The sequence below is a fragment of the Mesorhizobium sp. 128a genome (assembly GCF_053848025.1).
The window spans coordinates 170,207-193,013 of record NZ_JBSPKY010000001.1; the positions used below are offsets into that span (position 1 = coordinate 170,207).

The window sequence follows — 22,807 nt, forward strand, 5'->3', positions numbered from 1 at the left end:
TCAACCATTCCCGGCCTCAACCATCCCCGGCCCCATGGCTTCCTCGACCAGTGTCGCCGCATCCATCAGCAGCGTTTCGTCGGCCTCGCCGTTCACCGGCATCTTGCCGATCTCGAGCATGATCGGCACGGCAAGCGGCGATATCTGTTCGAGCGCCTTATGCACGATTCGACCCTGGATGCGCGAGAGCATGTCCGCAAGTCTGCTGACATCGAGCAGGCCAGCCGCCGCATCGGCGCGCGTCGCCTGCAGCAATATGTGGTCGGGTTCATGGCTGCGCAGCACGTCGTAGATCAGATCGGTCGAGACGGTGACCTGGCGACCGCTTTTCTCCTGGCCGGGGTGGCGCTTCTCGATCAGGCCCGAAATCAGCGCGCAATTACGGAAGGTGCGTTTGAGCAGCCAGCTGTCGGCCAGCCATGCTTCGAGGTCGTCGCCCAGCATGTCCTGGTCGAACAGCGCTGCGAGCGACGGCTTCCTCGCCTTGAACATCGCCCCCATATCGCCCAGCGACCATATGGCCAGCGCATAATCGGTGGCGACGAAGCCGAGCGGCCTGGCGCCGGCCCTATCCAGGCGGCGGGTGAGCAACATGCCGAGCGTCTGGTGCGCCAGCCTGCCCTCGAACGGATACGCCACGAGATAGTGACGATTGCCACGCGGGAAGGTCTCGATCAGCAGGTCGCCGCGTTTGGGTAATACGGATTTGTCGGCCTGGAACCGCAGCCAGTCCGACACCTGCTCGGGCAGTTTTTTCCAGCGTTGCGGATCGTCCAGCATGATGCGGACCTGTTCTGCGAGATATGTCGAAAGCGGAAATTTGCCGCCGCCATAATAGGGTACCTTGGCGTCGCTTCCCGGCGCGTTCGAGACGAAGCAGTCGTTCTCGCGAATGCCTTCGAAACGCAGCACTTTGCCGGCAAACATGAATGTGTCGCCATGCGTCAGTGTCTCGAGGAAGGCCTCCTCGATCTTGCCAAGAACCGCGCCGCCACGCGAGGCCGAGCCTTTGCTGCCGGCCTTGACGTAGCGCACATTGAGCGCCGGCACTTCGATGATCGTGCCGACATTCAGCCGGTATTGCTGCGCGACGCGCGGATTGGAGACCCGCCACATGCCGTCCTTGTTCAGGCGGATACGGGCGTAGCGCTCATAGTTCTTGAGCGCATAGCCGCCGGTGGCCACGAAATCGATGACGCGGTCGAATGTCGGCCGATCTAGGCTGGCATAGGGCGCCGCTGTCAGCACTTCTTCGTAGAGATCATCGGCGCGGAACGGACTACCGCAGGCGCAGCCCAGCACATGCTGCGCCAGCACGTCGAGCCCTCCATCGACCAAGGGCGGCGTGTCCTGCGCGCCGAGATAGTTGGCGTCTAGGGCTGCCCGGCATTCCAGCACTTCGAAGCGGTTGGCCGGAATGAGGATCGCCTTGGATGGTTCGTCCATGCGGTGGTTGGCTCGGCCGATGCGCTGCGCCAGGCGGCTGGCCCCCTTGGGCGCGCCGACATGGACGACCAGATCGACATCGCCCCAGTCGATGCCGAGGTCGAGCGTCGAGGTGGCGACAATGGCGCGCAAAGCGTTTTCGCCCATCGCCTTCTCGACGCGCCGGCGCTGGCCGACATCGAGCGAGCCGTGATGCAGCGCGATCGGCAGAGTGTCCTCGTTGACCCGCCACAATTCCTGGAACAAGAGCTCGGCCTGGCTGCGCGTGTTGACGAACAGCAGGGTCGTCTTGTGGCGCTTGATCTCGCGGTAGATCTCCGGCGTGGCATAGCGCGCCGAATGTCCGGCCCATGGCACGTGCTCCTCTGAATCGAGGATGGAGATTTCCGGCTTGGCGCCGCCGGTCACGACGATCAGCTCAGACATGTCGATGCTTGTCAGACCTTTGGGTGGATTCTGGCTGACCAGCCATCGCCGCAATTCATCGGGCTCGGCCACCGTCGCCGACAAGCCGATCGTCTGCAGGCCGGGCACAATGCTGCGCAGCCGCGCCAAGCCAAGCGCCAGCAGGTGGCCGCGCTTCGAAGTCACCAGCGAGTGCAGTTCGTCGAGCACGACATAGCGCAGGTCCTCGAAGAAGCGCTTCGCATCGGATGCCGCGATCAGCAGCGCCAGTTGCTCGGGCGTGGTCAGCAGAATGTCAGGCGGCGCCAATTTCTGCCGCGCACGTTTGTGCGAAGGCGTGTCGCCGGTGCGCGTCTCGATGCTGACGGGAAGCCCTATCTCTTCCACCGGCTTGCCGAGATTGCGTTCGATGTCGACGGCCAGCGCCTTCAGCGGCGAGATGTAGAGCGTGTGGATGCCGCGATGCGCCTGGCCGGGTTTGCGCTTCGGACGGTTGACCAGTTCGGTCAACGAAGGCATGAACCCGGCCAGTGTCTTGCCGGCCCCGGTCGGCGCGATCAGCAGCACCGATTGTCCGGCCTGCGCCTTGGCCAGCAGCTCAAGCTGATGGGCACGCGGCGACCAGCCTTTTTCGCCGAACCATCTGATGAACGGCTCGGGCAAGGCGACGGCGGCATTCTGTTCTGCAAGGCGCGGCTGCTCGGTCACGCGAAAGAGGTAGCGCGACGACGCGCGAACGCCAAGGAAAATCGGAACAAAAGGTGATCGAGGTGGGAAGGTGGATCGGCGCGATAGCGTCGAGACGGATGAGGGGTGTTCCAGCGGAGTGATGCGTTGGCGTTCCCTGGAACACCCCTCATCCGACCTCGCTTCGCGAGGCCACCTTCTCTCACAGGGGGAGAAGGACAGGCGCTTCCGCTACGGCCGCCGAAACCCAGTCGGCCCGCCGTACAGATACCCAATCCGATCAAGCGCGTCCTTGAGTCCTTCGCGCGAGACCAGCATGGTGTGGCCGTTGGCGTGGATCATGTCGTTGATGTCGGTCATGATCGCGACGTGGCCCTTCCAGAACACCAGGTCGCCGCGCTCCAGCCCGGCGAAGTCCGGGCCGGGATCGAGCGGCGCGCCGAGGCCTGCCGCCTGCATGTCGGAATCGCGCAGCACGTTGCGGCCAGCCATGCGCATGGCGAGTTGCACCAAGCCCGAACAGTCGATGCCGAAGCCAGAGGTGCCGCCCCAGAGATAGGGCGTGCCGAGAAACATCTCGGCCACTGAGACATAGTCGGCGGCGACATCGCCGAGCAGCCGCAGATGGCCGGCGATCAGCGCCTCACCGGAGGGGAGCAGCGCATAGTGGGTTCCGCGTGTTTCGGCAGCGCCGGTCACTGTCACCGTCGAGCCCATCGACAACTGGCCGCGGATCGGGAAGCGCAGATCCGGGCCGGGATAGAGGAAGGTGCGCGGCGCCGAGACGATGTGCGTCGGCGCGTGCTCGCGCGTACCCAGCATTGTTGCGCCGACGTAGCCGACATAACCGTCGCGATCGGCCTGGACCCAGGCCCAGCCCTCGGTCTCCTCGAAGACCAGCACATCGTCGCCGAACAGAACCTGCGTGTTGACGCCAGCGTCGGGGCGCGGCGCCTTGCGGATGTCAGCCACCGAGGCAGCAATGCGCGCCGGACGTCCAGTGACGAAACGATCGGCCGACACCTCGCCTTTCAGCCTGGCATCGGCGAGGTCGGAACGGAAGGCGTGAAGGCGGGCATCCCTGGCAGTCAATGTGTCATCCAGTCAAATCGGGTATCGGTCAGATAGGCAGTTCGTGAGCCTTGGCAACGATACCATCGCCGAAGCGCTCGACAAAGAGCGCGCCTTCGACGGTGCGCCGGATCAGCACGTTGCGCTTGTCGAACTCATCGCGGTGGCGCGACACCAGCTTCAGCGCACCCATCGTGTCGAGCGCGCGGGTGATGACCGGCTTGGTGACGTTGAGGCGGGCGGCCAGCCCGCGCACGGTGTGCGGCGGCGGATCGAGATAGATGGTGAACAGGATCGCCGTCTGGCGCATGGTGAGATCGGGCGCGTCGTCGCGCACCTGTGACAGCATCACCTGCTGCCACAGCCGCATCGCCTGGCTCGGACGCATCGAGATCGACATCGCACAAGCATGACGGCAAATTGTTTCGGTTCCGTTTCAGTTTTGGCAGCCGGCGCGCAACGCCCGGACAACCCTAGCCAAAGCGTTTCGAAATGACCCGTTCCAGCGCGCGGATGCCTTGCGCCTCGCCGCCCGCAGGGCCGTGGGGGCGGTCGGACGGGTTCCAGGCAAAGATGTCGAAATGCGCCCAGCCCGCCGTCCGCTCGACAAAGCGCTTGAGGAACAGCGCCGCGGTGACCGATCCGGCGAAGCCGTCCGTGGTGACGTTGTTGATGTCGGCGATCTTCGACGCCAGCTTGGCGTCATAGGGCCGCCACAGCGGCATGCGCCACAGCGGATCCTCTACGGCCACCGAGGCCGCCGCCAGTTCGGATGCCAGCGTCTCGTCGCCGGTGTAGAAAGGCGGCAGGTCTGGCCCGAGCGCGACACGCGCGGCGCCGGTCAGCGTTGCCATGTCGATCAAAAGGTCAGGTTCTTCATCATCGGCCAGCGCCAGCGCATCGGCGAGCACCAGCCGCCCCTCGGCGTCGGTGTTGCCGATCTCGACGGTGATACCCTTGCGGCTCACCAGCACGTCGCCAGGCCGGAAGGCATTGCCGGCAATCGAATTCTCGACCGCCGGGATCAGGACGCGCAGCCGCACTTTCAGTCCGGCGGCCATGATCATCGAGGCAAGGCCCAGCACATTGGCGGCGCCGCCCATGTCCTTCTTCATCAACAGCATGCCCGACGACGGTTTGATGTCGAGGCCGCCCGTGTCGAAACAGACGCCCTTGCCGACCAGCGTCACCTTCGGCGCGTCGTCCGGCCCCCAAATCATGTCGATCAGGCGCGGCGCGCCGACCGAGGCGCGGCCGACCGCGTGGATCATCGGGAAGTTCTGCTTCAACAGATCATCGCCCTTGATCACCGATATTTCGGCGTTGTGTGTGGCCGCCAGGGTCCGCACCGCCTTCTCCAGATCGTCCGGTCCCATGTCGCTGGTCGGCGTGTTGACCAGATCGCGTGTCAGGAAGACGCCGTCTGCGATACGGCGAACACGGCCTGCATCCACGCCGGGCGGCAGCGCAAAGCGCAGCGCCTTGCCTGGTTTCTTGCCGTAACGGGTGAAGACATAACCGCCGAGAACCAAGCCTATTGCCGCGAGCTCCGGCTCAGCGGGCGCTGACGCAAGGTGCCAGTCGCCTTCCGGCAAGGCTCTCGCCAGCGCACCGATCGCCAGCGCCCCCTCGCCTTTGCCGATGCCGAACAGGGCGCCGGCAACCGCGCCGTTTTCGCCGGGCAGGGCGAGCGTCCTGCCGGCTTCGCCGGAAAAGCCATTGGCGTCCGCCCAGGCCATCGTGGAGGGCGAAAGCCTCAAGGCCTCAAGGCCATCCCTCGCGACCAGATGGACGGGCAGGGCCGTGTTTAGTGTCTCGAAGAGTTCGACGGGCATTCGATGGTCTCCGGCGCAGGCTTGCAAGTCGTCCTCAGTCACCTGACAGGGACGTCGAATGATTTCAACATCTATGCACAGGGGCCAGGCATAGGAAAATGCCAAGCCAATGGCTTCCGGCGGGCCGCGTAACGATCTCAACGGGACGCTTTTTAACTATCCGTTAGGGTTAACAGAATATTTCTGGGGGAATGAAGATGGCCACGCAATGGCCACGCGCAGGAATGGAGAGCCCCGTGCCGATGCCGACCAACCGCAGGATGAACGTTACGGGCAAACGGTTGGTCACCGCGGCGTTGCTGATGGCGCTCGCCGCCGGTGTTGCCGGGTGCGGAACCAGCAAGCTCACTACCGGTTCGATCGGGCGCACCAGCGGCAAACCGCTGGAAACCATGTCGGCCAGCGAGTTGCACAGCGCGACCACGCGGCTCGGCGAATCCTACGCAAGGAACCCCAACGACAAGCGGCTGGCGACAAATTTTGCGGCGGCACTGCAGATGGACGGCGATGCCGACCAGTCGCTTGCCGTGATGCGCAAGCTGGCGATCGCCTACCCCAAGGATCGCGACGTGCTTGCCGCCTATGGCAAGGCGCTCGCAGCCAACGGTCAGTTCGAGCCCGCCCTCGACGCCGTGCGCCGGGCGCAGACGCCGGAATATCCGGACTGGAAGCTCATGTCGGCCGAAGCCGCCATCCTCGACCAGATCGGCCAGAAGGATGAAGCACGCCAGAACTACCGCAAGGCGCTCGACCTCAAACCGAACGAACCCTCGATCCTTTCAAATCTCGGCATGTCCTATGTGCTGGAAGGCGACCTGCGCACCGCCGAGACCTATATGCGCTCGGCCGCCCAGCAACCGAATGCCGACAGCCGGGTGCGCCAGAACCTGGCGCTGGTCGTGGGACTTCAGGGCCGTTTCGACGAGGCCGAGAAGATCGCCTCGCAGGAGCTTTCGCCCGATCAGGCGCAGGCCAATGTGGCCTACCTTCGCCAGATGCTTGCCCAGCAGAACGCCTGGAGCCAGCTCAAGGATCAGGACAAGGGCAAGCCGGCGACCAACTGAGCGCCGCATAGGCGCCGAACGCATCCTCCGCGCTGGGCAAGATCCATCCACACACCAAAGCTGAAAAGCCAGGAGCCGCATTGCATTTGCAGTGCGGCTCTTTTGTCTGGCTGCGACAAGCCCGTTACTGGCTTGAGGAATTGTGCTGGTCGCCGAAGATGCCGCGCTGGCTGACCTGCATGCCGGCCGGTCCAAGAATGATGGCGAACAAGACCGGCAGGAAAAACAGGATCATCGGCACGGTGAGCTTCGGCGGCAAGGCGGCGGCCTTCTTCTCGGCGGCATTCATGCGCATGTCGCGACTTTCCGAGGCCAGCACGCGCAATGCGTGCGCCACGGGCGTGCCGTAGCGCTCGGCCTGGACCAGCGCCTGGGACACCGACTTCACCGATTCCAGGCCGGTACGAGCCGCGAGGTTTTCATAAGCCTGCTTGCGCTCCTGCAGATAAGAGAGTTCGGCATTGGTCAGCACGAACTCCTCCGCCAACGCCACCGACTGCGAACCGATCTCATCGGCGACCCTGCGCATTGCAGCCTCCACCGACATGCCCGACTCAACGCAGATCAGCATCAGGTCGAGCGCATCCGGCCACGCCTGCTGGATCGACTGCTTGCGCTTGGCGGCACGGTTGTTGACGTAGAGGATCGGCGCGTAGAAACCGGCATAGGCCACAAGGATGCAGACGAACAGTTTCACGAAAGCCGGCCGGTCCGGCAGTCCGCCGAGCACGAACAGATAGATCGCCGCCAGTGCGAAACCGACAAAAGGCAGGACCAGACGGAAAAACAGGAAGCGTGTCAGCGGATTCTGGCCACGAAAGCCAGCCACTTTGAGCTTCTGCAGCGTGCCTTCATCGGCCAGCGCACGCCGCAGGTCCAGCCTGTCGACGATATTGCGCATGCCGATCGACTGTTCCTCGCGCAGGCCCTTGCGGCGGCGATCGGCTTCGTTGGCCAGCCGTGCGCGCTGCTTGGCGCGCAGTTCGTCACGCTCCAGCGCCACCGATTTCATGCGTGCCTTGAGCTGGTTGCCACTCAGGGCCGGGAGCAGCGTGAAGACGGTTGCGAATACCGCGATGCCGACCAGCAATGCGATCAGGAAGGCAGGATCGGTCAGCGATTTGACGACTTGGTCGGTCATTCGTTTTCAGTCTTTTCGTTCGAGCTTTCCGAGGTCGGGCCTAAACCTCAAAGTTCATCATCTTGCGCATCACCAGAATGCCGATCGACATCCAGACACCGGAACAGCCGAGGATCAGATTGCCGGTGCTCGTGGTGAACAACGGCATGATGTAATTCGGGCTCGACAGGTAGACGAGAAGGGCGACGACAAAAGGCAGGGCACCGATGATGACGGCCGACGCCTTTGCTTCCATGGACAGCGCCTGGACCTTGGCCTTCATCTTCTTGCGATCGCGAAGCACGCGCGAAAGGTTGCCCAGCGCCTCGGAGAGGTTGCCGCCGGCCTGCGACTGGATCTGGATGACGATGCCGAAGAAGCTTGCCTCGCTGCACGGCATGGTTTCAGCCATGCGCAAGGTGGCATCGGGGATGGACATGCCAACCTGCTGTGAATCGACGATGCGGCGGAACTCGGTCTTGACCGGCTCCGGCGATTCATTGGCGATGAGGCGAATAGCGTCGTTGAGCGGCAGGCCGGATTTGACGGCGCGTACGATGATGTCGAGGGCGTTGGGAAACTCGTTGAGGAAGGCCTTGACCCGGCGCGCGCGGCGAAACGAGACGAACCAGCGCGGCAGGCCGAGCGCGCCGGCCAGCAGGGCGCCTGGCAGGACCAGCATCGGCGCCCCGGCGAAATAGGCAAGCGCCGTCAGCGCGATGCCGCAAAAGGCGGAGTAGAGATAGAAACGCTCCATCGAGACCTGCATGCCGGCCTGACGAATCTGGGCCTTCAGCGGTGGCTTCTTGACAACGCGTTCGTTGGTCTTCTGCTTTTCATCGAGCTGTTTCAGCGAATCCTGAACGGATTTGCGCCGCTTGACCGCCTCCGCGGCACGGTCGCGTGAAGCCCTGACGACCGAACGATCGGTCTCGGCGGCCTTGATCGTCTCGAGCCGCTTGCCGGCCTGCTTCTCGTTGCTCATCCGGGTGAACAGGAACGCATAGGCGACCGCGCCGGCGCTGAAGCCGGCGAGCACGATGAACGCCAGTACGGTTGTATCAATTCCGAACATCAACCTCGGTCCCCACGCCTCCAGATGCGTCAGTCAGCGCGTTTCTCCATCGATTCCAGCGCATTGGCGAGGCGTTGTTCCTCGCCATAGTAGCGGGCGCGATCCCAGAAATGCGGTCGGCCGATGCCGGTCGACACATGCTCGCCAAGCAGCCTTCCGTTCGAGTCCTCGCCCTTGATGTTGTAGAGCACGATATCCTGCGTGATGATGACGTCGCCTTCCATGCCGATCACCTCGGTGATGTGGGTGATGCGGCGCGACCCGTCGCGAAGGCGCGCTGCCTGGATGATGACATCGATGGAGCCGACGACGATTTCGCGCACGGTCTTCTGCGGCAGCGAATAACCGCCCATGGCGATCATCGATTCGATACGGTTCAGGCATTCACGCGGGCTGTTGGAGTGGATCGTTCCCATTGAACCGTCATGGCCGGTGTTCATCGCCTGTAGCAGGTCGAAAACCTCCGGTCCGCGCACTTCGCCGACGATGATGCGTTCGGGCCGCATGCGCAGGCAGTTCTTGACCAGGTCGCGCATGGTCACCTCGCCTTCGCCCTCCAGATTGGGCGGGCGGGTTTCGAGACGCACCACATGCGGCTGCTGCAGTTGCAACTCGGCCGAATCCTCGCAAGTGATGACGCGTTCCTCGCGGTCGATATAGTTGGTCAGGCAGTTGAGCAGCGTCGTCTTGCCGGAGCCGGTGCCGCCGGAGATGACGATGTTGCAGCGGACGCGCCCGATGATCTTGAGGATCTCGGCGCCCTGCGGCGAGATCGCGCCGAACCTGACCAGCTGATCGAGCGTCAGCTTGTCCTTCTTGAACTTGCGGATGGTGAGCGCGGTGCCGTCGATGGACAGCGGCGGAGCGATGACGTTGACGCGGGAGCCGTCGGGCAAGCGGGCGTCGCAGATCGGGCTCGATTCGTCGACCCGGCGGCCAACCTGGCTGACGATGCGCTGGCAGATATTGAGCAGCTGCTGATTGTCGCGGAAGCGGATGCCGGTCTGTTCGACCTTGCCGTTGACTTCGATGTAGACGTTCTTGGAGCCGTTGACCATGATGTCGGCGATATCGTCGCGGGCGAGCAAGGGCTCCAGCGGACCGTAGCCCAGCACGTCGTTGCAGATGTCTTCGAGCAGCTCTTCCTGCTCGGCGATCGACATTGCGAAATTTTTGATGGCGATGATGTCGTTGACGATGTCGCGGATTTCTTCCCGGGCGCTCTCGGGATCGAGCTTGGCGAGCTGCGACAGGTCGATGGTGTCGATAAGCGCGGAGAAGACCTGGCTCTTGGTGTCGTAATAGGTCTCGCTGCGCTCGCGCTGAACCTTTCTTGCCGGCTCCGGCGCCATCGGCGGCGCCTCAACGGCACGGCGAGCGGGCGGCATTGCCGGCGCAGCAGGCGGCGGCGCTGCGGCGGGCCGGGCAAGAACCGCCGTGTCCGCAGGCTTCGCACCCGCCGGGGCCGCAGGCGGCGGTGCTGGCTGACGGAATTCCGGGGTGGACCGGCCGCCGTCGTCGGAGCCTCTTTTACCAAACATGATCGACTACCAATTCCGCTTGAGAAGCGTCATTTCTTGTTACGCGAGAGCTTGCCGAGCAGACCGCCAAGGCCTGCCTTCTTCTTGGCCTTGATTTCGCTGCGGCCGGTCAGCACATGCGCGATTTCATTGATCATGCCGACGACCGGGCTCTTGGCATCCATCTCGCCCAGCATGCGGCCGTTGTTGGCGGCGTTTCCAAACAGCAACGGGTCGAAGGCGATAACCGACATCGGCGTGATGCCGAGCGGTTCGGCGAAGTCGGAAGCGGAGATCTCGGGGCGTTTCGGCACGCCGGCCTGGTTGATGATGAGCTTCGGCGGCGGATCGTTCGGGCGAAGCCGGTGCAGCATATCGACCATGTTCTTGGTGTTGCGTAGATTGGCCAGTTCCGGTGTCGCCGTGATGACAATCTCGTCGGCCTTCATCAGTGTGTTCTTGGTCCAGCCGGTCCAGACATGGGGGACGTCGAGCACCAGCAGCGGTACGCTGCGCTGCGCGGTGTCGATGAGTTGCGTGAAGGCATCGGGATCAAAGTCGTAGACCCGTTCGAGAGTGGAGGGCGCAGCAAGCAACGATAGGTGATCGGCGCACTGGGCAAGCAGCCGGTCGAGATAGACCTCGTCGACCCGTTCGGGCGAAAACACGGCCTCGGCGATGCCTTGCGCCGGGTCCTGGTCGAAATTTATGTTGGCCGTCCCGAAAGCCAGGTCGAGATCGGCGACGACCACTTCCGATTTGAACAGCGATGACATCGCCCACGCCACATTATGGGCGATGGTCGACGAGCCGACGCCGCCCTTGGCGCCGACGAATGCGATGGAGCGGCCGATCGGCTCGGATTCCGGATCGACGAAGATCGACGACACCACGGAGACGACATCGGCCATCGACACCGGCGCTATGACATATTCGGAAATACCGAAGCGGATAAGTTCGCGGTAAAGCCCGACATCGTTGTAATGGCCGATCACCACGACTTTCGAGGAGGGATCGCAATATTCGGAAAGCTGGGCAAGCTGCTCCAGCAGCTGCTTCGGTTCGCTGCGCGATTCCAGCAGGATCAGGTTCGGCGTCGGCGCCGACTGGTAGAATTCGATCGCCGTGGCGATGCCGCCCATATGCACTTTCAGATGCGCCTTCGCCATGCGGCGATCCTCGGCGGCCCGCTCGACCGGATGCGCGACACCTTCCGTCTCGCAAAATGCCTGTATCGAAATACGCGGGACCGGCCGCAGCGCCTGCATCGCGGCAATATCCGTTTGCGAGCTGTCGCCGCCGTCTACGGGCGTGTCGTAGGCAAGATTGCTCATCGTCATGCTCTTTCCGTGACTTCTCTTTCCAGTCTCTACGCGGGGCTGGCGCTCCTAGTACGTCACTTCCGAATTGCCGAGGAACTCGTCCGAAATACCTCTGCCGCGATAGACGTCGATCACCGCGCCGCGGTTCTCGGCGTCGATATCGGACGGCTTTCTTGGCCCGAGCAGATCAGCCGGATTGGCGAGCTGCGCGGCGAGGTTGTTTTGGGACGAGCAGCCGTAATCGGCGTAGTGCTTGTTTTCCGAGGTCTCGAACAGGTCCTCGGGCCAGCGCCCGCATTTGTCGGTCTGGGCTCTCACCGAAATATAGGAGACGCGGATAGGCGCCGAGGCTTCCGGGGAAACCGACTGATAGGAGGTCACGACGATCCGGTTTCGCTTGATGCCGCTGGCAATCGCCAGCCTGGCGAAATCGCGCGCCGCGGCAGTCGCTGCCACCTCATTGGCCGAGCCGATGGGAGTTGCGATCGTCAGCGCCGGGGCGGCGCTCTTGTCGTAGCCGTCTAGGAAGCCCAGAAGCGTGTCGCGCTGCGAGCCCGTCATGCCGCGATCACCGGCGCCGACCGGAAGGTCGATCTTCTGGTTCTTCTCGGCAATCACGATCGGATGCGTGGTGCGATAATCGTCGGGGATTGCCCCAACCGTGATACTGTCGCGCTTGGCGCAACCGGCGAGCGAGGCCGCGATCGCGATCGCCAGGATCGGCATTGCCGATCGGCGGATCCGGGCACCACCGGACCGCGCTGTTGCGGCGACCGCCATTGCCTTCGATGCTGACTGAGACATGTCCGCTCCCCGCTTACTTGTAGATGAAGCCGACAACGCCGTGGTAGCGGCCGTTGGGCTTGTCGGTCTGCATGGTGCCGTACACGCGGTTGACGCGGCCAAGGAACATGGCCGGGCCATCGCCGGCGGCATTGAAATTGTCGTCCGGCTTGGCCAGGTCGTTGCGCGCCACCGGCCGCGCCAGATAGGGCGTGATGATGACTACCAGCTCGCTTTCGTTGTGGACGAAATCGCGGCTGCGGAAGAGCGTGCCGAGCACTGGGATCTTGGCCAGGCCGGGCAGACCCGATACAGCCTGGCGGACGTCGTCGCGAACCAGGCCGGCGATCATCATCGAGCCGCCTGACGGCAATTCGACGGTGGTGTCGGCAAGCCTCTTGCGGATTGACAGGAGCGTCGTGCCGGGCAAGTTGGCGGCGCCTTCCAGGGTGGTCGCACCTTCCGTGGTCGGCTCCGACACAGAGGTCCTGACCTTGAGGCTGATCCGGCCCGCCGACAGCACAACGGGCTGGAACTCGAGGCCTATGCCGTATTCGAGCTTTTCGTTGGTGTAGGTTACCTGGCCGGTCTGGTTATCGGTCGAAACGTTGTTCGTACGTGCGGTGATAAGATTGAATTCGCCGCCGGCCCTGAACGTTGCCTTCTCGCCCGAAACCGCCGTGAGGGTCGGTTCGGCAAGCGTCTTCATGACGCCGCTTTGCTCCATGGCGTTGATGTAGGCTTGAAGGCCATTGCCTTTCCCGTCACCCAGCAGATTCAGCGCCGAATTCTGCGAAAGCGGTTTGCCCAGCCCGTAGTTGGGCGAACTGAGCGCACCATAGGAAATGCCGTCGATGCTGCCGTTGCCGACCATATTGACGCCGAGTTGCTTCATCACCGAGCGGCTGACTTCGGCCACGGTCACCTTCAGCGTCACCTGGTCGTCGCCGATGATCTGCAGCAGGTTGACGATCTTCGAGACCCGGCGCTCGGCGTCCGGATTGTTGATGTCGACGCCGCCATTGGCATTGCCACCGGCCGCGGTCTGCGAATACTGGCCGGTCGTCGCTTCACCGCCTGACACGAAGATGGTTGCCAGATCGACGGCGCGCTTGGCATCGAGCGGCGTATCCACCGTGCCGGTCAGGACGACGTTGTCGTTCAGCAACTCGACCTTGATGTCGGCCGTCGGCAGGAAGCGCTTGAGATAGTCGTCCAACCCGGCGACGTCGCGTTCGACGGCCAGATCCAGACTGACGATCTGCTCACCATTGGGACCGAAGACGAAGATGTTGGTTTCGCCCACGGCCTTGCCGAACAGATAGATGCGCCTTGCCGTGCGGGTCACCGCATCGGCGACCGCGGGGTTGGCGACAAGAATGTCGTAGGCGTCGCTTGGCAGGTCGATGACCACCGATTTGTTGAGGCCGAGCTTGACGCGTTGCGTGGCCGTTGAGGCCGTGACTCCGGCCCTCTTGCCGGCGGCCTTGGCCTCGAGGGGGCCACTTGCATGGGCTCCGAGGAAAAGCAGGCCGATTGCCGCAGCCATGGTGACCGGCAGTTTAGCGATTAACCTCATTTCCTTGCCCCTACTTCGGAAACTTCGCCCGATTTGATCAACCGCACCGTTCCGCGCCGCCCATTGCCGGAAACGAGGTAGTCGGCTTCATCGGTCCCTTTTTCCTTGTTGTCGGTGATCGAGCGCAGCGCCAGCGTCAGGCGATCGGCCATCTGCTGGGCGACAGTGATGATCTCGGCCTGCTGCGGCGTCAGCTCCAGCGTCGCTGTCTGTCCGACCCTGGTCTTCTTGCCTTCCTCGTCCTCCTGGATGGTCTGGTCGATCGCCAGGACGCGGATGTTCTTGAGGATGGTTTCTGTGGTGAATCCGCTGCCGGCATTACCCGTGTCGGATCTGCGGGTCATGATGACGTCGACGAAATCGTTTGGCAGGATAAAGCCGCCTGCCGACGTATCGGCCGAGATCGCGGTGGCGACGGCACGCATGCCGGTGGGCAGGATCGACGACATGAAGCTCTGCCCTTCGCCGATCAGCTTGGAGCGCCGCAACGGCTCGCCGGTGTACATCGCAACGCGGGCGACGGAGCCTTTCAGCTTGTCCAGCGCGTCGGGTTCGACAGCGCGAGTGATGAAATTCGCGTTGATCCCTTCGGCCGGCCAGGACTCCCAGCTGATGTTGTTGTCAAGCGGGCTGCCCATGGCGACGTCGCCGGAGAGCACGAGCACGTCCTGCAAGGCGATGGCCGGCGCCTGAGGCGCGTCGACGACGACCTGCTGGGGCGGCGAGACCGCCACCATGTTCTTGGCAACGTAACCTGCACCACCCGCCGCAGCCACCGCTACGCCCAGAATGATCAGTCGGGATGCTGGCATCTGTCCGAACCCTCGCCTTTAGGCAAACCACCTAGCCAGGCCGGACTTTGCAGCGGCAATCGTCAAAACAAGGTTAATGTAATGCTTACGATCGTGATTAATTTAAGGTTTACATAAATTAGACGCATCCAACGCTGCGACAAAAAAGGCGGCCAAGCCGCCTCTTTGTCATTGATGCCGGAGCGGCAAAAGAGGTTCGCTTTATCAGGTCGCCAGCTGTGCCAGTGCCCATACCATTAAAGGTGAATCCGGATAGGTCAGTAGCCCGCCAATGCCGAGTGCAATGCCGTAGGGAACCCCAGTCGTGTCGTCGGCGAAATGGCGCAGGAACGGATTGTGGCTGGTGTAAGTCGCCAGCGGCGATTTCCGATAGACGAGGATGGCGAGCGTCAGCAGGCCACCGATGAACGTCGAAATCACGAGATACTCGACAAGGTGATTGTTAAATCCCATCCAGACAGCGGTACCGGCGAGCAGCTTGGCGTCGCCGCCGCCCATGCCGCCAAGCGCAAACAGACCGAACGTCACGGCCAGCACAAGGGCGCCGGCGGCGAAATGCCAGCCATAGGTTGCCCAGTCCATGCCCGTCAGCGGCGCAACCAGGGCAAACACCGCCAGCAACAACACCGGCACGCGGTTGGCGATCGTCATCGACAGCATGTCGGAGATCGCGGCAAAGAGCATGCAGAAAGGAAAGACGACGAAGATCAGCGCTTCAAGCATCGGCGCGGCACCCTGTTGCCAACTGAATCCGACTTCAGCCTAGACATATACGATTAACGATCGATGAGGCCGGGAACTCAAAATCGCCCGAGACGATGAAATAAGGGCCGCCAATGAGGCGGCCCTTAGCTCTAAAGCAACCAGGTTGCTTGGATATTACGAACCATTCACCGCAGTGGCGATGGCCGTGAACTTGTTGTTCAGCGCATTGCCGAGCGAACCAGCACCGACCATGATGGCAAGTGCGATGAGAGCGGCGATCAGACCGTATTCGATAGCGGTCGCGCCGGACTCGTCCTTCACGAAACGTGCGATCAGATTAGACATTCGAGAGCTCCTACTCCACGTGTTACAGCACTTCCGTCAACTTCTGTGGTGGTTGATCGGATGCTGCCAATCTAGGGAGAAGCTCTTTCAATCGGCTTAATAAACAGCCTTACCGATTCCTTTCGCGCCCCGAACAGCTTGCGTGGTTAACCGTAAACTAAACGCCAGACGGCGGCTCGCCTGCCCATTAAAAGGCCGCGAAAGCTGGAACTTCGCGGCTGTCAGCAGGACGCTCTTATATTAGCCGAGGACAAAATGCGCGCGGATATCCCAGGCCCGGTCATCGGCTTAACCGTTGGTTCACCAATCTCGTTCATGTTCCGTTGAACAAGTTGCCGCCTTGGAGCGCCTCGATGACCGTCGTGAAATCGTCATTCCTGCTTGCAGCGCTTCTCGCCGTCCCGGCTTTTGTGCTGCCGGCCAAGGCCGGAGCCGGCATCGAAGTGACGATGAACCAGGCCAAGATCGTCAAATTGACGCGTCCGGCCGACACCATCGTCGTTGGCAATCCGGCGATTGCCGACGCTTCCGTCCAGGATTCATCGACGATCGTGCTGACGGGCAAGGGCTTCGGCGTCACGAATCTGGTTGTGCTCGATCAGGATGGCAGCCCAATCATTGACGAGCAGGTAACCGTGGTGCGTCAGGACGCATCGTCGGTGCGTATCTACAGGCGCGCTTCGGTACAGACCATGTCCTGCACGCCCTATTGCGAGAGCTCGTTCAAGAGCGAGTCGGAGAAGACCTCCGAAGCCGAAATGAGCGCCGGCCAGTAAGCGTCTGGGCTGCTGTATCCCCGAAAAACGTCGCATCGGTTAGCGGCGGGTTAATGCTTTCCCGCCAAATTTAACGGTCATCCAAACCGGACCTCAATGGGTTCTCGCTACTGCTGCTGACGGTATTGTATCGGGATCGGCAGGGACGAGACATGGGCGAAGATTCAACACCGCAAATCGGCAAAGCAAGTGCGGGACCGGCGAAGCTCGGCCGCCGCTTTCTTGGCGATCGTCGCGGCAGCACGGCGATGGAATTCGCCATGCTGGCGATCCCGTTTGCGCTTCTCGTCTTCGCCATCCTCGAGAGCTGCATTTCGTTTGCCGGACAGGAAGTGATGGCCAACATCACCGACGATATCGCCCGCCAGGTGCGTACCGGCCAGTTGAAGCCGGCCGACCTGACCGGGACCAAACTCAGGGACCGCATCTGCGGCAGACTGGAGATCATGGTCGCCAAGACCTGCCCGGGGTTGCTGGTGGATCTGCGCGAATATCCGACCTTTGCCGATGCCGCCACGGCTGGATTCAAGATCGTCAATGGCGAGATCGTGCTGACGCAAGGCACGAATTCGATGAGCTTCGCGGTGACGCCGGGCCTGGCGGAATCGAAGAACATGCTGAGGGTCTTCTACAAATGGCCGGTCATGACCGATTTCATGGCCAAATCGATGGCCAATCTGAAAGACGGCAACACGCTGCATTTCGCATCGGTGACCTGGCAGAACGAACCGTTCGACGATTGAGAACTCAGCGTTATTTTGGCTTAAAAGGGAAACAGGCATGTATCGTGCGGGGGCACATCAGGGATTTTCGGGTATCTGGACAAGAGCGATGCGATTCTGCTCGGATCGCCGCGGCGTCGCGGCCATCGAGTTCGCCTTCATCGTGCCTGTGCTCCTGGTTATGTATTTTGTGACCATGGAGGCCTCGCAGGCTATCGAGACCAGCAAGAAGGTCAGCCGCATCGGCTCCATGGTCGCGGACCTGGTCACGCAGCAGACGACCGTCACAGCTGCCGATATCGATGCGATCATGAAGATCGGCACCTCGACCCTGCAGCCCTACAACCGCTCAACGCCGAACATCTTCGTCACGGCGATACAGGTCACGACCGACACGCCGCCAAGGGTAGAAGTCGTGTGGTCGCGCAAACTGGTCGAGGGCACCTACAGCGCCGGCGCCGACAAAAAAAGCATCACGACAGTTCCTCCCACGCTCAGGATCGCGGGCACCTTCCTCATCCGCGTCGAAAGCCAGCTCGGCTACGAGCCCATGATCGCATGGGACGTCGACAATGCGAAACGGGTTGGATTGACCACCTCCTTCTTCAGCACCATCAACATGGGCGAGACCTATTATCTCAGGCCGCGCCGGGTCCTGACGCTTCCCTGCAGCAACTGCTGAAGCGCCGGCTTTATTGGCCGCTGCTATCGCTGCTATCTGACAGCAGGCGCACGATAGCTCTTGCCATCGCATAGTCGCCAGCACCGGCTGACACGAAGCCGCCGGAATGTTTCGCTTCCACGAGATCGTAGACTTCCGGCGACTGCGATCTGAGATTGGTGAGGAACACGGTCAACCGGCGCTTGGCCTCGGGGTCGAGATCGCTGCGGACGGCATGGGGACCGTATCGCAGCAGGCCGGAGGTCCAGATGACCTGGAGCGCGGCTTCTGGAATCCCCGCCGCCTCCAGCCGCGCCGCCGTGCCGTCCGGATCAGCCGGCTGATCGCCAGCAATCGCTGCCCGGTTTCCCGCCGCGGCCCGCTCCCAGCCGAACACGGCATCGGCCTGGCCATCGACCAGCATCGCTTCGGCAGCGGCGGCCGAGCCGGCATGAGTGAGGAATGGCGCATCCTGGCTGATCTTGATGCTATCAGCGGCCAGCCCGGCGAGCGGCAGAAGAGAACTGCCGACATTATCGGAAGGCGCCATCGCTATGCGGTGCGTTTGCATGGCTGCGAGATCGGGAAGCTTGCTGTCGCGCGTCAAAAGCACGGAACGGATGCCGGTGGCACCGTCGGCATCGACCGGCGCCACCAGAGGTTCGACGCAGCCGCAACGCTCCGAGGCGGTGGCGTAAGCGGTCGCCGAATAGACCGCGTACTGGATCCTGGCATTGGCCTGGGCCTCGATCAACGCCGCATAGTCATGCGCGACGACGAATTCCACCTTCATGCCGAGCGCCTTGCCGTAGGCGTCTGTCAGCAGAGCCAGACCCGGAACCGTGTTGCCGGCGCCCGGCTCGGCAACGATGCCGATCCGAAACGTCCCGATCTGGTCGCGCCAGTCGGCGTGCGCGGCGTGCGGCAAGGCCAGCAACGCCACGGTGGTCGCCAATGCCCTCCAACCCGGCCCTATCGCGAGATGCGCCCGTCTCATCGATCCATGCCTCGTACCGCCGTTCCTCGAAGCACGTCGCACCCCGCAAGGATGCGTACCGCGCCAGACCGCCATCGCGACTATCGCGCCAGGTCACTGCCGCCTGGTTTGCGATTTGCCAATGCCGCGACGGGACCTTATGTCTGGTCACCCAGACTGGCAATGACGGCACCTATGGCGCGCGCTTTCCTCTTCGTTCTTGATTCTTTCGGCATTGGCGGCGCCGCCGATGCCGAACGCTATGGCGACGCCGGCTCGAACACATTCGGACATATCGCTGAAGGCTGCGCGGACGGCCGCGGCGATCGCGATGGCCTGCGCAAGGGACCGCTTCTGGTACCCAACATGGTTTCGCTCGGTCTCGGTCGCGCCGCGCAAACCGCAACCGGCTTCCGGTTCGACAGCAAGGCCGGCGCTGTATCAGCCTCCGCCTTCCATGGCGCCGCGCAGGAGATTTCGAGCGGCAAGGATACGCCGTCGGGTCACTGGGAAATCGCCGGCCTGCCGGTGCGCTTCGACTGGGGCTATTTCCCCGATACGGTGCCCGCCTTCCCTGCCGAACTGACCGAAGCGATGATCCGCGAGGGCAAGGTGCCGGGCATTCTCGGCAACTGCCATGCGCCGGGTACGGAGATCATCGAGCGCTTCGGCGAGGAGCACATCCGTACCGGCAAGCCGATCTGCTACACCTCGGTCGATTCTGTCCTGCAGATAGCAGCGCACGAGGTTCATTTCGGCCTGGAGCGGCTCTACGAGTTCTGCAGGACGGTGCGCCGGCTGGTCGACCCGCTGAAAATCGGACGGGTGATCGCACGGCCTTTCCTTGGCGAAACAACGGCCACCTTCGAGCGCACCTACAACCGCCATGACTACGCCGTGCCGCCGCCCGAGCCGACGCTGCTCGACCGGCTGACAGGGCGCGGCAGCAGGGTGATCGCGGTCGGCAAGATCGGCGACATCTTCGCCCACCGCGGTATCTCGGAAGTGCGCAAGGCGGCCGGTAACATGGCAATGTTCGACAAGGCGCTGGGCGCGATGGACGATGCCGGCGACGGCGACCTGGTATTCGCCAATTTCGTCGACTTCGACACCGAGTTCGGCCATCGCCGCGACGTCGCCGGCTATGCGGCGGCGCTCGAAGCCTTCGACCGCCGGCTGCCCGAGGCGCTGGTGAAACTGAAGCCAGGCGATCTGCTCATCCTCACCGCCGACCATGGCAACGATCCGACATGGCGCGGCACCGACCACACGCGTGAACGCATCCCGGTTATCGGCACTGCACCGGGTCTGACCGGCGGCGACATCGGGCTCAGAACCACCTTCGCCGATATCGGTGAGACCGTGGCCGAACATCTCAAGCTGGCGCGTGGCCGACACGGTACCTCCTTCCATGCGACGATAGGCAACCATGCCTGAACTGCCTGAGGTCGAAACGGTCCGGCGTGGCCTTCAGCCGGTTCTGGAAGGCACGCGCATCGTGCGTGTCGAGGCGCGCCGGCCTGATCTCAGATTTCCATTTCCGGCGAAGTTTGCGCAGCGGCTGACCGGCAAGACCATTACCGCGCTTGGCCGCCGCGCCAAATATCTGACCATGCATCTGGACGGCGGTCCGGTGCTGATCTGCCATCTCGGCATGTCGGGCTCGTTTCGTATAGAAACCGCTGGCGACAGTGCGACGCCGGGCGCGTTCCATCACGAGCGCTCGAAGGATGCCAAGCACGACCATGTCGTGTTCCAAGTCGTGTCGCCAGCCGGCGTCCAATCCCGCGTGATCTTCAACGATCCGCGCCGCTTCGGCTTCATGCTGTTTGCGGAAGGGGTGGCCGACGCGCATCCAATGCTGGCGGGACTGGGTGTCGAACCGACCGGCAATGCGCTGGACGGCGTCCTGCTCGCCTCGCTGCTGAAGGGCCGCAGATCGCCGTTGAAGGCGGCTCTGCTCGACCAGAAGCTGATTGCCGGACTCGGCAATATTTATGTGTCGGAGGCGCTGTGGCGCGCCGGCCTGTCGCCATTGCGCGAGGCGGGCACCATCGCCGGAACCGGCAAGAAGGCCAGGGAACAGAGTGAACGACTGGCCGAGGCGATCCGTTCGGTCATCGCCGATGCGATCGCCGCCGGTGGATCGTCGTTGCGCGATTATGTACAGACAGACGGGTCGCTGGGCTACTTCCAGCATTCTTTCGCGGTCTACGATCGCGAGGGTGAGCCCTGTCCGACGGCTGGCTGCCGCGGCCACATCGAGCGCATCGTGCAAAGCGGCCGCTCGACCTTCTATTGCCGGACCTGTCAGCGGTGAGCTAGACCGGTCTCTTCAATGCGGAACGTGGAGGCCAGCCCATGAGCTATGAAACCATCATCGTGGAGACGCGCGGCAAGGTCGGCCTGATCACGCTGAACCGGCCCAAGGCGCTCAACGCGCTGAATGCCCAGGTGCTGGCGGACATATTGGCGGCGGCAAAGGGCTTCGATGCCGATCCCGGCATCGGCGCCATTGTCATCACCGGTTCCGAGAAGGCCTTTGCGGCGGGCGCCGACATCAAGCAAATGCAGACCATCGCCTACGCCGACGCCTATGTGCAGGATCTTTTCGTCGGCTGGGAGGAATTCGCACGCACGCGCAAGCCGATGATCGCGGCTGTCGCCGGCTATGCTCTGGGCGGCGGCTGTGAGCTGGCGATGATGTGCGATTTCATCATTGCCGCCGACACGGCCAAGTTCGGTCAGCCCGAAATCACGCTCGGCGTCATTCCCGGCATGGGCGGGTCGCAACGGCTCACCCGCTTTGTCGGCAAGTCGAAGGCGATGGACATGTGCCTGACCGGGCGGATGATGGATGCCGCCGAGGCCGAGCGGAGCGGCTTGGCGTCGCGCGTCGTGCCGGCCGCCGAGTTGGTCGAGGAAGCACTGAAGGCCGCGGCCCGGATATCAGAATTTTCCCTGCCCTCGGTGATGATGGCCAAGGAGGCCATCAACCGCGCCTATGAGACGACGCTGGCCGAGGGTCTGCGCTTCGAGCGCCGGCTGTTCCACTCGCTGTTTGCGCTCGACGACCAGAAGGAAGGCATGGCGGCCTTTGCTGAGAAGCGGAAGCCGAATTTCACCAACCGCTAGCGTCAATGCGTTGGAGCGTGATGCCTGGACAAAACTTTCCCGTTTGTCCGGGAAAGCCGCTTCACAGTTTTCGGCATTATGCTCCGGCGGCAGAGGCCAAAAAGAAGCCAAAGCGGCGTTGACGTGCCGGGAAAGCTGAACTATAAGCCGCTCCAACCGAGGCGGCCGTTGGCTGCCCGTTTGTTTTTTGCGCCCTGCGGCATCCCGCATGCGCTCACCAGATCAGAAGAGAGGCACCATGGCCAATACCTCCTCGGCCAAAAAGGCAACGCGCAAGATCGCCCGCCGCGCAGCGATCAACAAGAACCGCCGCTCACGCGTGCGCACCTATGTCCGCCAGGTCGAAGAGGCACTGGCTGCCGGCGACAAGGCAGCCGCGCTGGAAGCCTTCAAGACCGCAGAGCCGGAATTGATGCGCGCCGCGACCAAGGGCGTGATCCACAAGAATACGGCATCGCGCAAGGTGTCGCGTCTGGCTCACCGCCTCAAGGTACTGTCGGCCTGATCGACCGTTCCTGAACTGTCGTTCTTTCAAACCCGGCCAATCGCGCCGGGTTTTTTCGTTTGCCGGCAAGCACTTAAAAAAGAACGCCTGCAAACCGCGCCCGGCCTGTATTCCAGAGTTCGGAATGGTTTGCCGGCACATACACTGCCAGTGATCTTCCAATCCGCCGAAACGGCCCACGCCAATAAATTTGGCTGTCACAAATTACTGATATTTTTCAATGACTTGCTGGAAGTGATCCACAGCTTGTTCACATCGCCTGT

Annotated in this window: 22 protein-coding genes; 8 read left to right on the plus strand and 14 right to left on the minus strand. The window is 62.6% G+C overall.

The window, feature by feature from the left end; genetic code table 11:
* The 4 genes from ACWTU9_RS00785 to ACWTU9_RS00800 all read right to left on the minus strand — a co-directional run bounded on the left by ACWTU9_RS00785 (window position 1) and on the right by ACWTU9_RS00800 (window position 5,444).
* Window positions 1-2,559, minus strand: a complete 2,559-nt coding sequence (locus tag ACWTU9_RS00785; protein ID WP_455856671.1) for a ligase-associated DNA damage response DEXH box helicase — start codon at window positions 2,557-2,559, stop codon at window positions 1-3.
* 210 nt (window positions 2,560-2,769) lie between these two features.
* Window positions 2,770-3,642: a C40 family peptidase gene (locus tag ACWTU9_RS00790; RefSeq protein ID WP_455857116.1), complete on the minus strand. Its 873-nt coding sequence runs from the start codon at window positions 3,640-3,642 to the stop codon at window positions 2,770-2,772.
* 16 nt (window positions 3,643-3,658) lie between these two features.
* Window positions 3,659-4,009: a MarR family winged helix-turn-helix transcriptional regulator gene (locus tag ACWTU9_RS00795; protein ID WP_455856672.1), complete on the minus strand. Its 351-nt coding sequence runs from the start codon at window positions 4,007-4,009 to the stop codon at window positions 3,659-3,661.
* 73 nt (window positions 4,010-4,082) lie between these two features.
* Complete coding sequence (locus tag ACWTU9_RS00800; protein WP_455856673.1) at window positions 4,083-5,444, minus strand: leucyl aminopeptidase family protein; 1,362 nt, start codon at window positions 5,442-5,444, stop codon at window positions 4,083-4,085.
* 242 nt (window positions 5,445-5,686) lie between these two features.
* Between ACWTU9_RS00800 and ACWTU9_RS00805 the strand changes: the two genes are divergently transcribed.
* Window positions 5,687-6,508 (plus strand): tetratricopeptide repeat protein, encoded by an 822-nt coding sequence (locus ACWTU9_RS00805; RefSeq protein ID WP_454588175.1) that lies wholly within the window; start codon window positions 5,687-5,689, stop codon window positions 6,506-6,508.
* 124 nt (window positions 6,509-6,632) lie between these two features.
* On the opposite strand, the gene ACWTU9_RS00810 is transcribed toward ACWTU9_RS00805, so the two are convergent.
* The 9 genes from ACWTU9_RS00810 to ACWTU9_RS00850 all read right to left on the minus strand — a co-directional run bounded on the left by ACWTU9_RS00810 (window position 6,633) and on the right by ACWTU9_RS00850 (window position 15,769).
* The gene (locus tag ACWTU9_RS00810) at window positions 6,633-7,649 is read right to left on the minus strand and encodes a type II secretion system F family protein (protein WP_455856674.1); all 1,017 of its coding nucleotides are present in this window, start codon (window positions 7,647-7,649) and stop codon (window positions 6,633-6,635) included.
* Between the two features lie 40 nt (window positions 7,650-7,689).
* The gene (locus tag ACWTU9_RS00815; protein ID WP_455856675.1) at window positions 7,690-8,703 is read right to left on the minus strand and encodes a type II secretion system F family protein; all 1,014 of its coding nucleotides are present in this window, start codon (window positions 8,701-8,703) and stop codon (window positions 7,690-7,692) included.
* Window positions 8,704-8,732: 29 nt separating this feature from the next.
* Window positions 8,733-10,244, minus strand: a complete 1,512-nt coding sequence (locus ACWTU9_RS00820; RefSeq protein ID WP_454576559.1) for a CpaF family protein — start codon at window positions 10,242-10,244, stop codon at window positions 8,733-8,735.
* Between the two features lie 29 nt (window positions 10,245-10,273).
* Window positions 10,274-11,557, minus strand: coding sequence for an AAA family ATPase (locus tag ACWTU9_RS00825; protein WP_454576694.1), 1,284 nt, complete (start codon window positions 11,555-11,557; stop codon window positions 10,274-10,276).
* Between the two features lie 54 nt (window positions 11,558-11,611).
* A complete protein-coding gene (locus tag ACWTU9_RS00830; protein ID WP_455856676.1) occupies window positions 11,612-12,349 on the minus strand; it encodes a CpaD family pilus assembly protein in 738 nt (245 codons plus the stop codon).
* A gap of 13 nt (window positions 12,350-12,362) precedes the next feature.
* Complete coding sequence (locus ACWTU9_RS00835) at window positions 12,363-13,907, minus strand: type II and III secretion system protein family protein (protein ID WP_455856677.1); 1,545 nt, start codon at window positions 13,905-13,907, stop codon at window positions 12,363-12,365.
* On the minus strand, window positions 13,904-14,719 hold the full coding sequence (gene cpaB / locus ACWTU9_RS00840; RefSeq protein WP_455856678.1) for a Flp pilus assembly protein CpaB: 816 nt from the start codon (window positions 14,717-14,719) through the stop codon (window positions 13,904-13,906). The genes ACWTU9_RS00835 and cpaB overlap by 4 nt, the downstream gene beginning before the upstream one ends.
* A gap of 204 nt (window positions 14,720-14,923) precedes the next feature.
* The gene (locus ACWTU9_RS00845; RefSeq protein WP_455856679.1) at window positions 14,924-15,442 is read right to left on the minus strand and encodes an A24 family peptidase; all 519 of its coding nucleotides are present in this window, start codon (window positions 15,440-15,442) and stop codon (window positions 14,924-14,926) included.
* Between the two features lie 156 nt (window positions 15,443-15,598).
* A complete protein-coding gene (locus tag ACWTU9_RS00850) occupies window positions 15,599-15,769 on the minus strand; it encodes a Flp family type IVb pilin (RefSeq protein WP_454588054.1) in 171 nt (56 codons plus the stop codon).
* A gap of 353 nt (window positions 15,770-16,122) precedes the next feature.
* On the opposite strand from ACWTU9_RS00850, the gene ACWTU9_RS00855 reads away from it, so the two are divergent.
* The 3 genes from ACWTU9_RS00855 (at window position 16,123) to ACWTU9_RS00865 (ending at window position 17,949) form a co-directional block, all read left to right on the plus strand.
* Entirely contained in the window at window positions 16,123-16,545 is a 423-nt protein-coding gene (locus ACWTU9_RS00855; RefSeq protein ID WP_455856680.1) for a pilus assembly protein N-terminal domain-containing protein, read from the plus strand.
* A gap of 152 nt (window positions 16,546-16,697) precedes the next feature.
* Window positions 16,698-17,288, plus strand: a complete 591-nt coding sequence (locus ACWTU9_RS00860; protein WP_455856681.1) for a TadE/TadG family type IV pilus assembly protein — start codon at window positions 16,698-16,700, stop codon at window positions 17,286-17,288.
* Between the two features lie 37 nt (window positions 17,289-17,325).
* Complete coding sequence (locus ACWTU9_RS00865) at window positions 17,326-17,949, plus strand: TadE/TadG family type IV pilus assembly protein (RefSeq protein ID WP_455856682.1); 624 nt, start codon at window positions 17,326-17,328, stop codon at window positions 17,947-17,949.
* 10 nt (window positions 17,950-17,959) lie between these two features.
* Here the strand turns inward: ACWTU9_RS00865 and ACWTU9_RS00870 are convergent, their stop codons facing one another.
* On the minus strand, window positions 17,960-18,925 hold the full coding sequence (locus ACWTU9_RS00870) for a phosphate/phosphite/phosphonate ABC transporter substrate-binding protein (RefSeq protein ID WP_455856683.1): 966 nt from the start codon (window positions 18,923-18,925) through the stop codon (window positions 17,960-17,962).
* A 174-nt stretch (window positions 18,926-19,099) separates the two neighbouring features.
* Here ACWTU9_RS00870 and ACWTU9_RS00875 point away from each other — a divergent pair, with 174 nt between their 5' ends.
* The 4 genes from ACWTU9_RS00875 to rpsT all read left to right on the plus strand — a co-directional run bounded on the left by ACWTU9_RS00875 (window position 19,100) and on the right by rpsT (window position 22,544).
* Window positions 19,100-20,341: a phosphopentomutase gene (locus ACWTU9_RS00875; RefSeq protein ID WP_455856684.1), complete on the plus strand. Its 1,242-nt coding sequence runs from the start codon at window positions 19,100-19,102 to the stop codon at window positions 20,339-20,341.
* On the plus strand, window positions 20,334-21,224 hold the full coding sequence (mutM, locus tag ACWTU9_RS00880; RefSeq protein WP_455856685.1) for a bifunctional DNA-formamidopyrimidine glycosylase/DNA-(apurinic or apyrimidinic site) lyase: 891 nt from the start codon (window positions 20,334-20,336) through the stop codon (window positions 21,222-21,224). Before ACWTU9_RS00875 ends, mutM begins: the two co-directional genes overlap by 8 nt.
* Window positions 21,225-21,265: 41 nt before the next feature.
* Window positions 21,266-22,039, plus strand: a complete 774-nt coding sequence (locus ACWTU9_RS00885) for an enoyl-CoA hydratase (RefSeq protein WP_455856686.1) — start codon at window positions 21,266-21,268, stop codon at window positions 22,037-22,039.
* Window positions 22,040-22,277: 238 nt separating this feature from the next.
* Window positions 22,278-22,544 carry a 30S ribosomal protein S20 gene (gene rpsT, locus ACWTU9_RS00890; protein ID WP_023681995.1) on the plus strand — a complete coding sequence of 89 codons (267 nt, stop codon included), beginning with the start codon at window positions 22,278-22,280 and terminating at the stop codon, window positions 22,542-22,544.
* The last annotated feature ends 263 nt before the right edge of the window (window positions 22,545-22,807 follow it).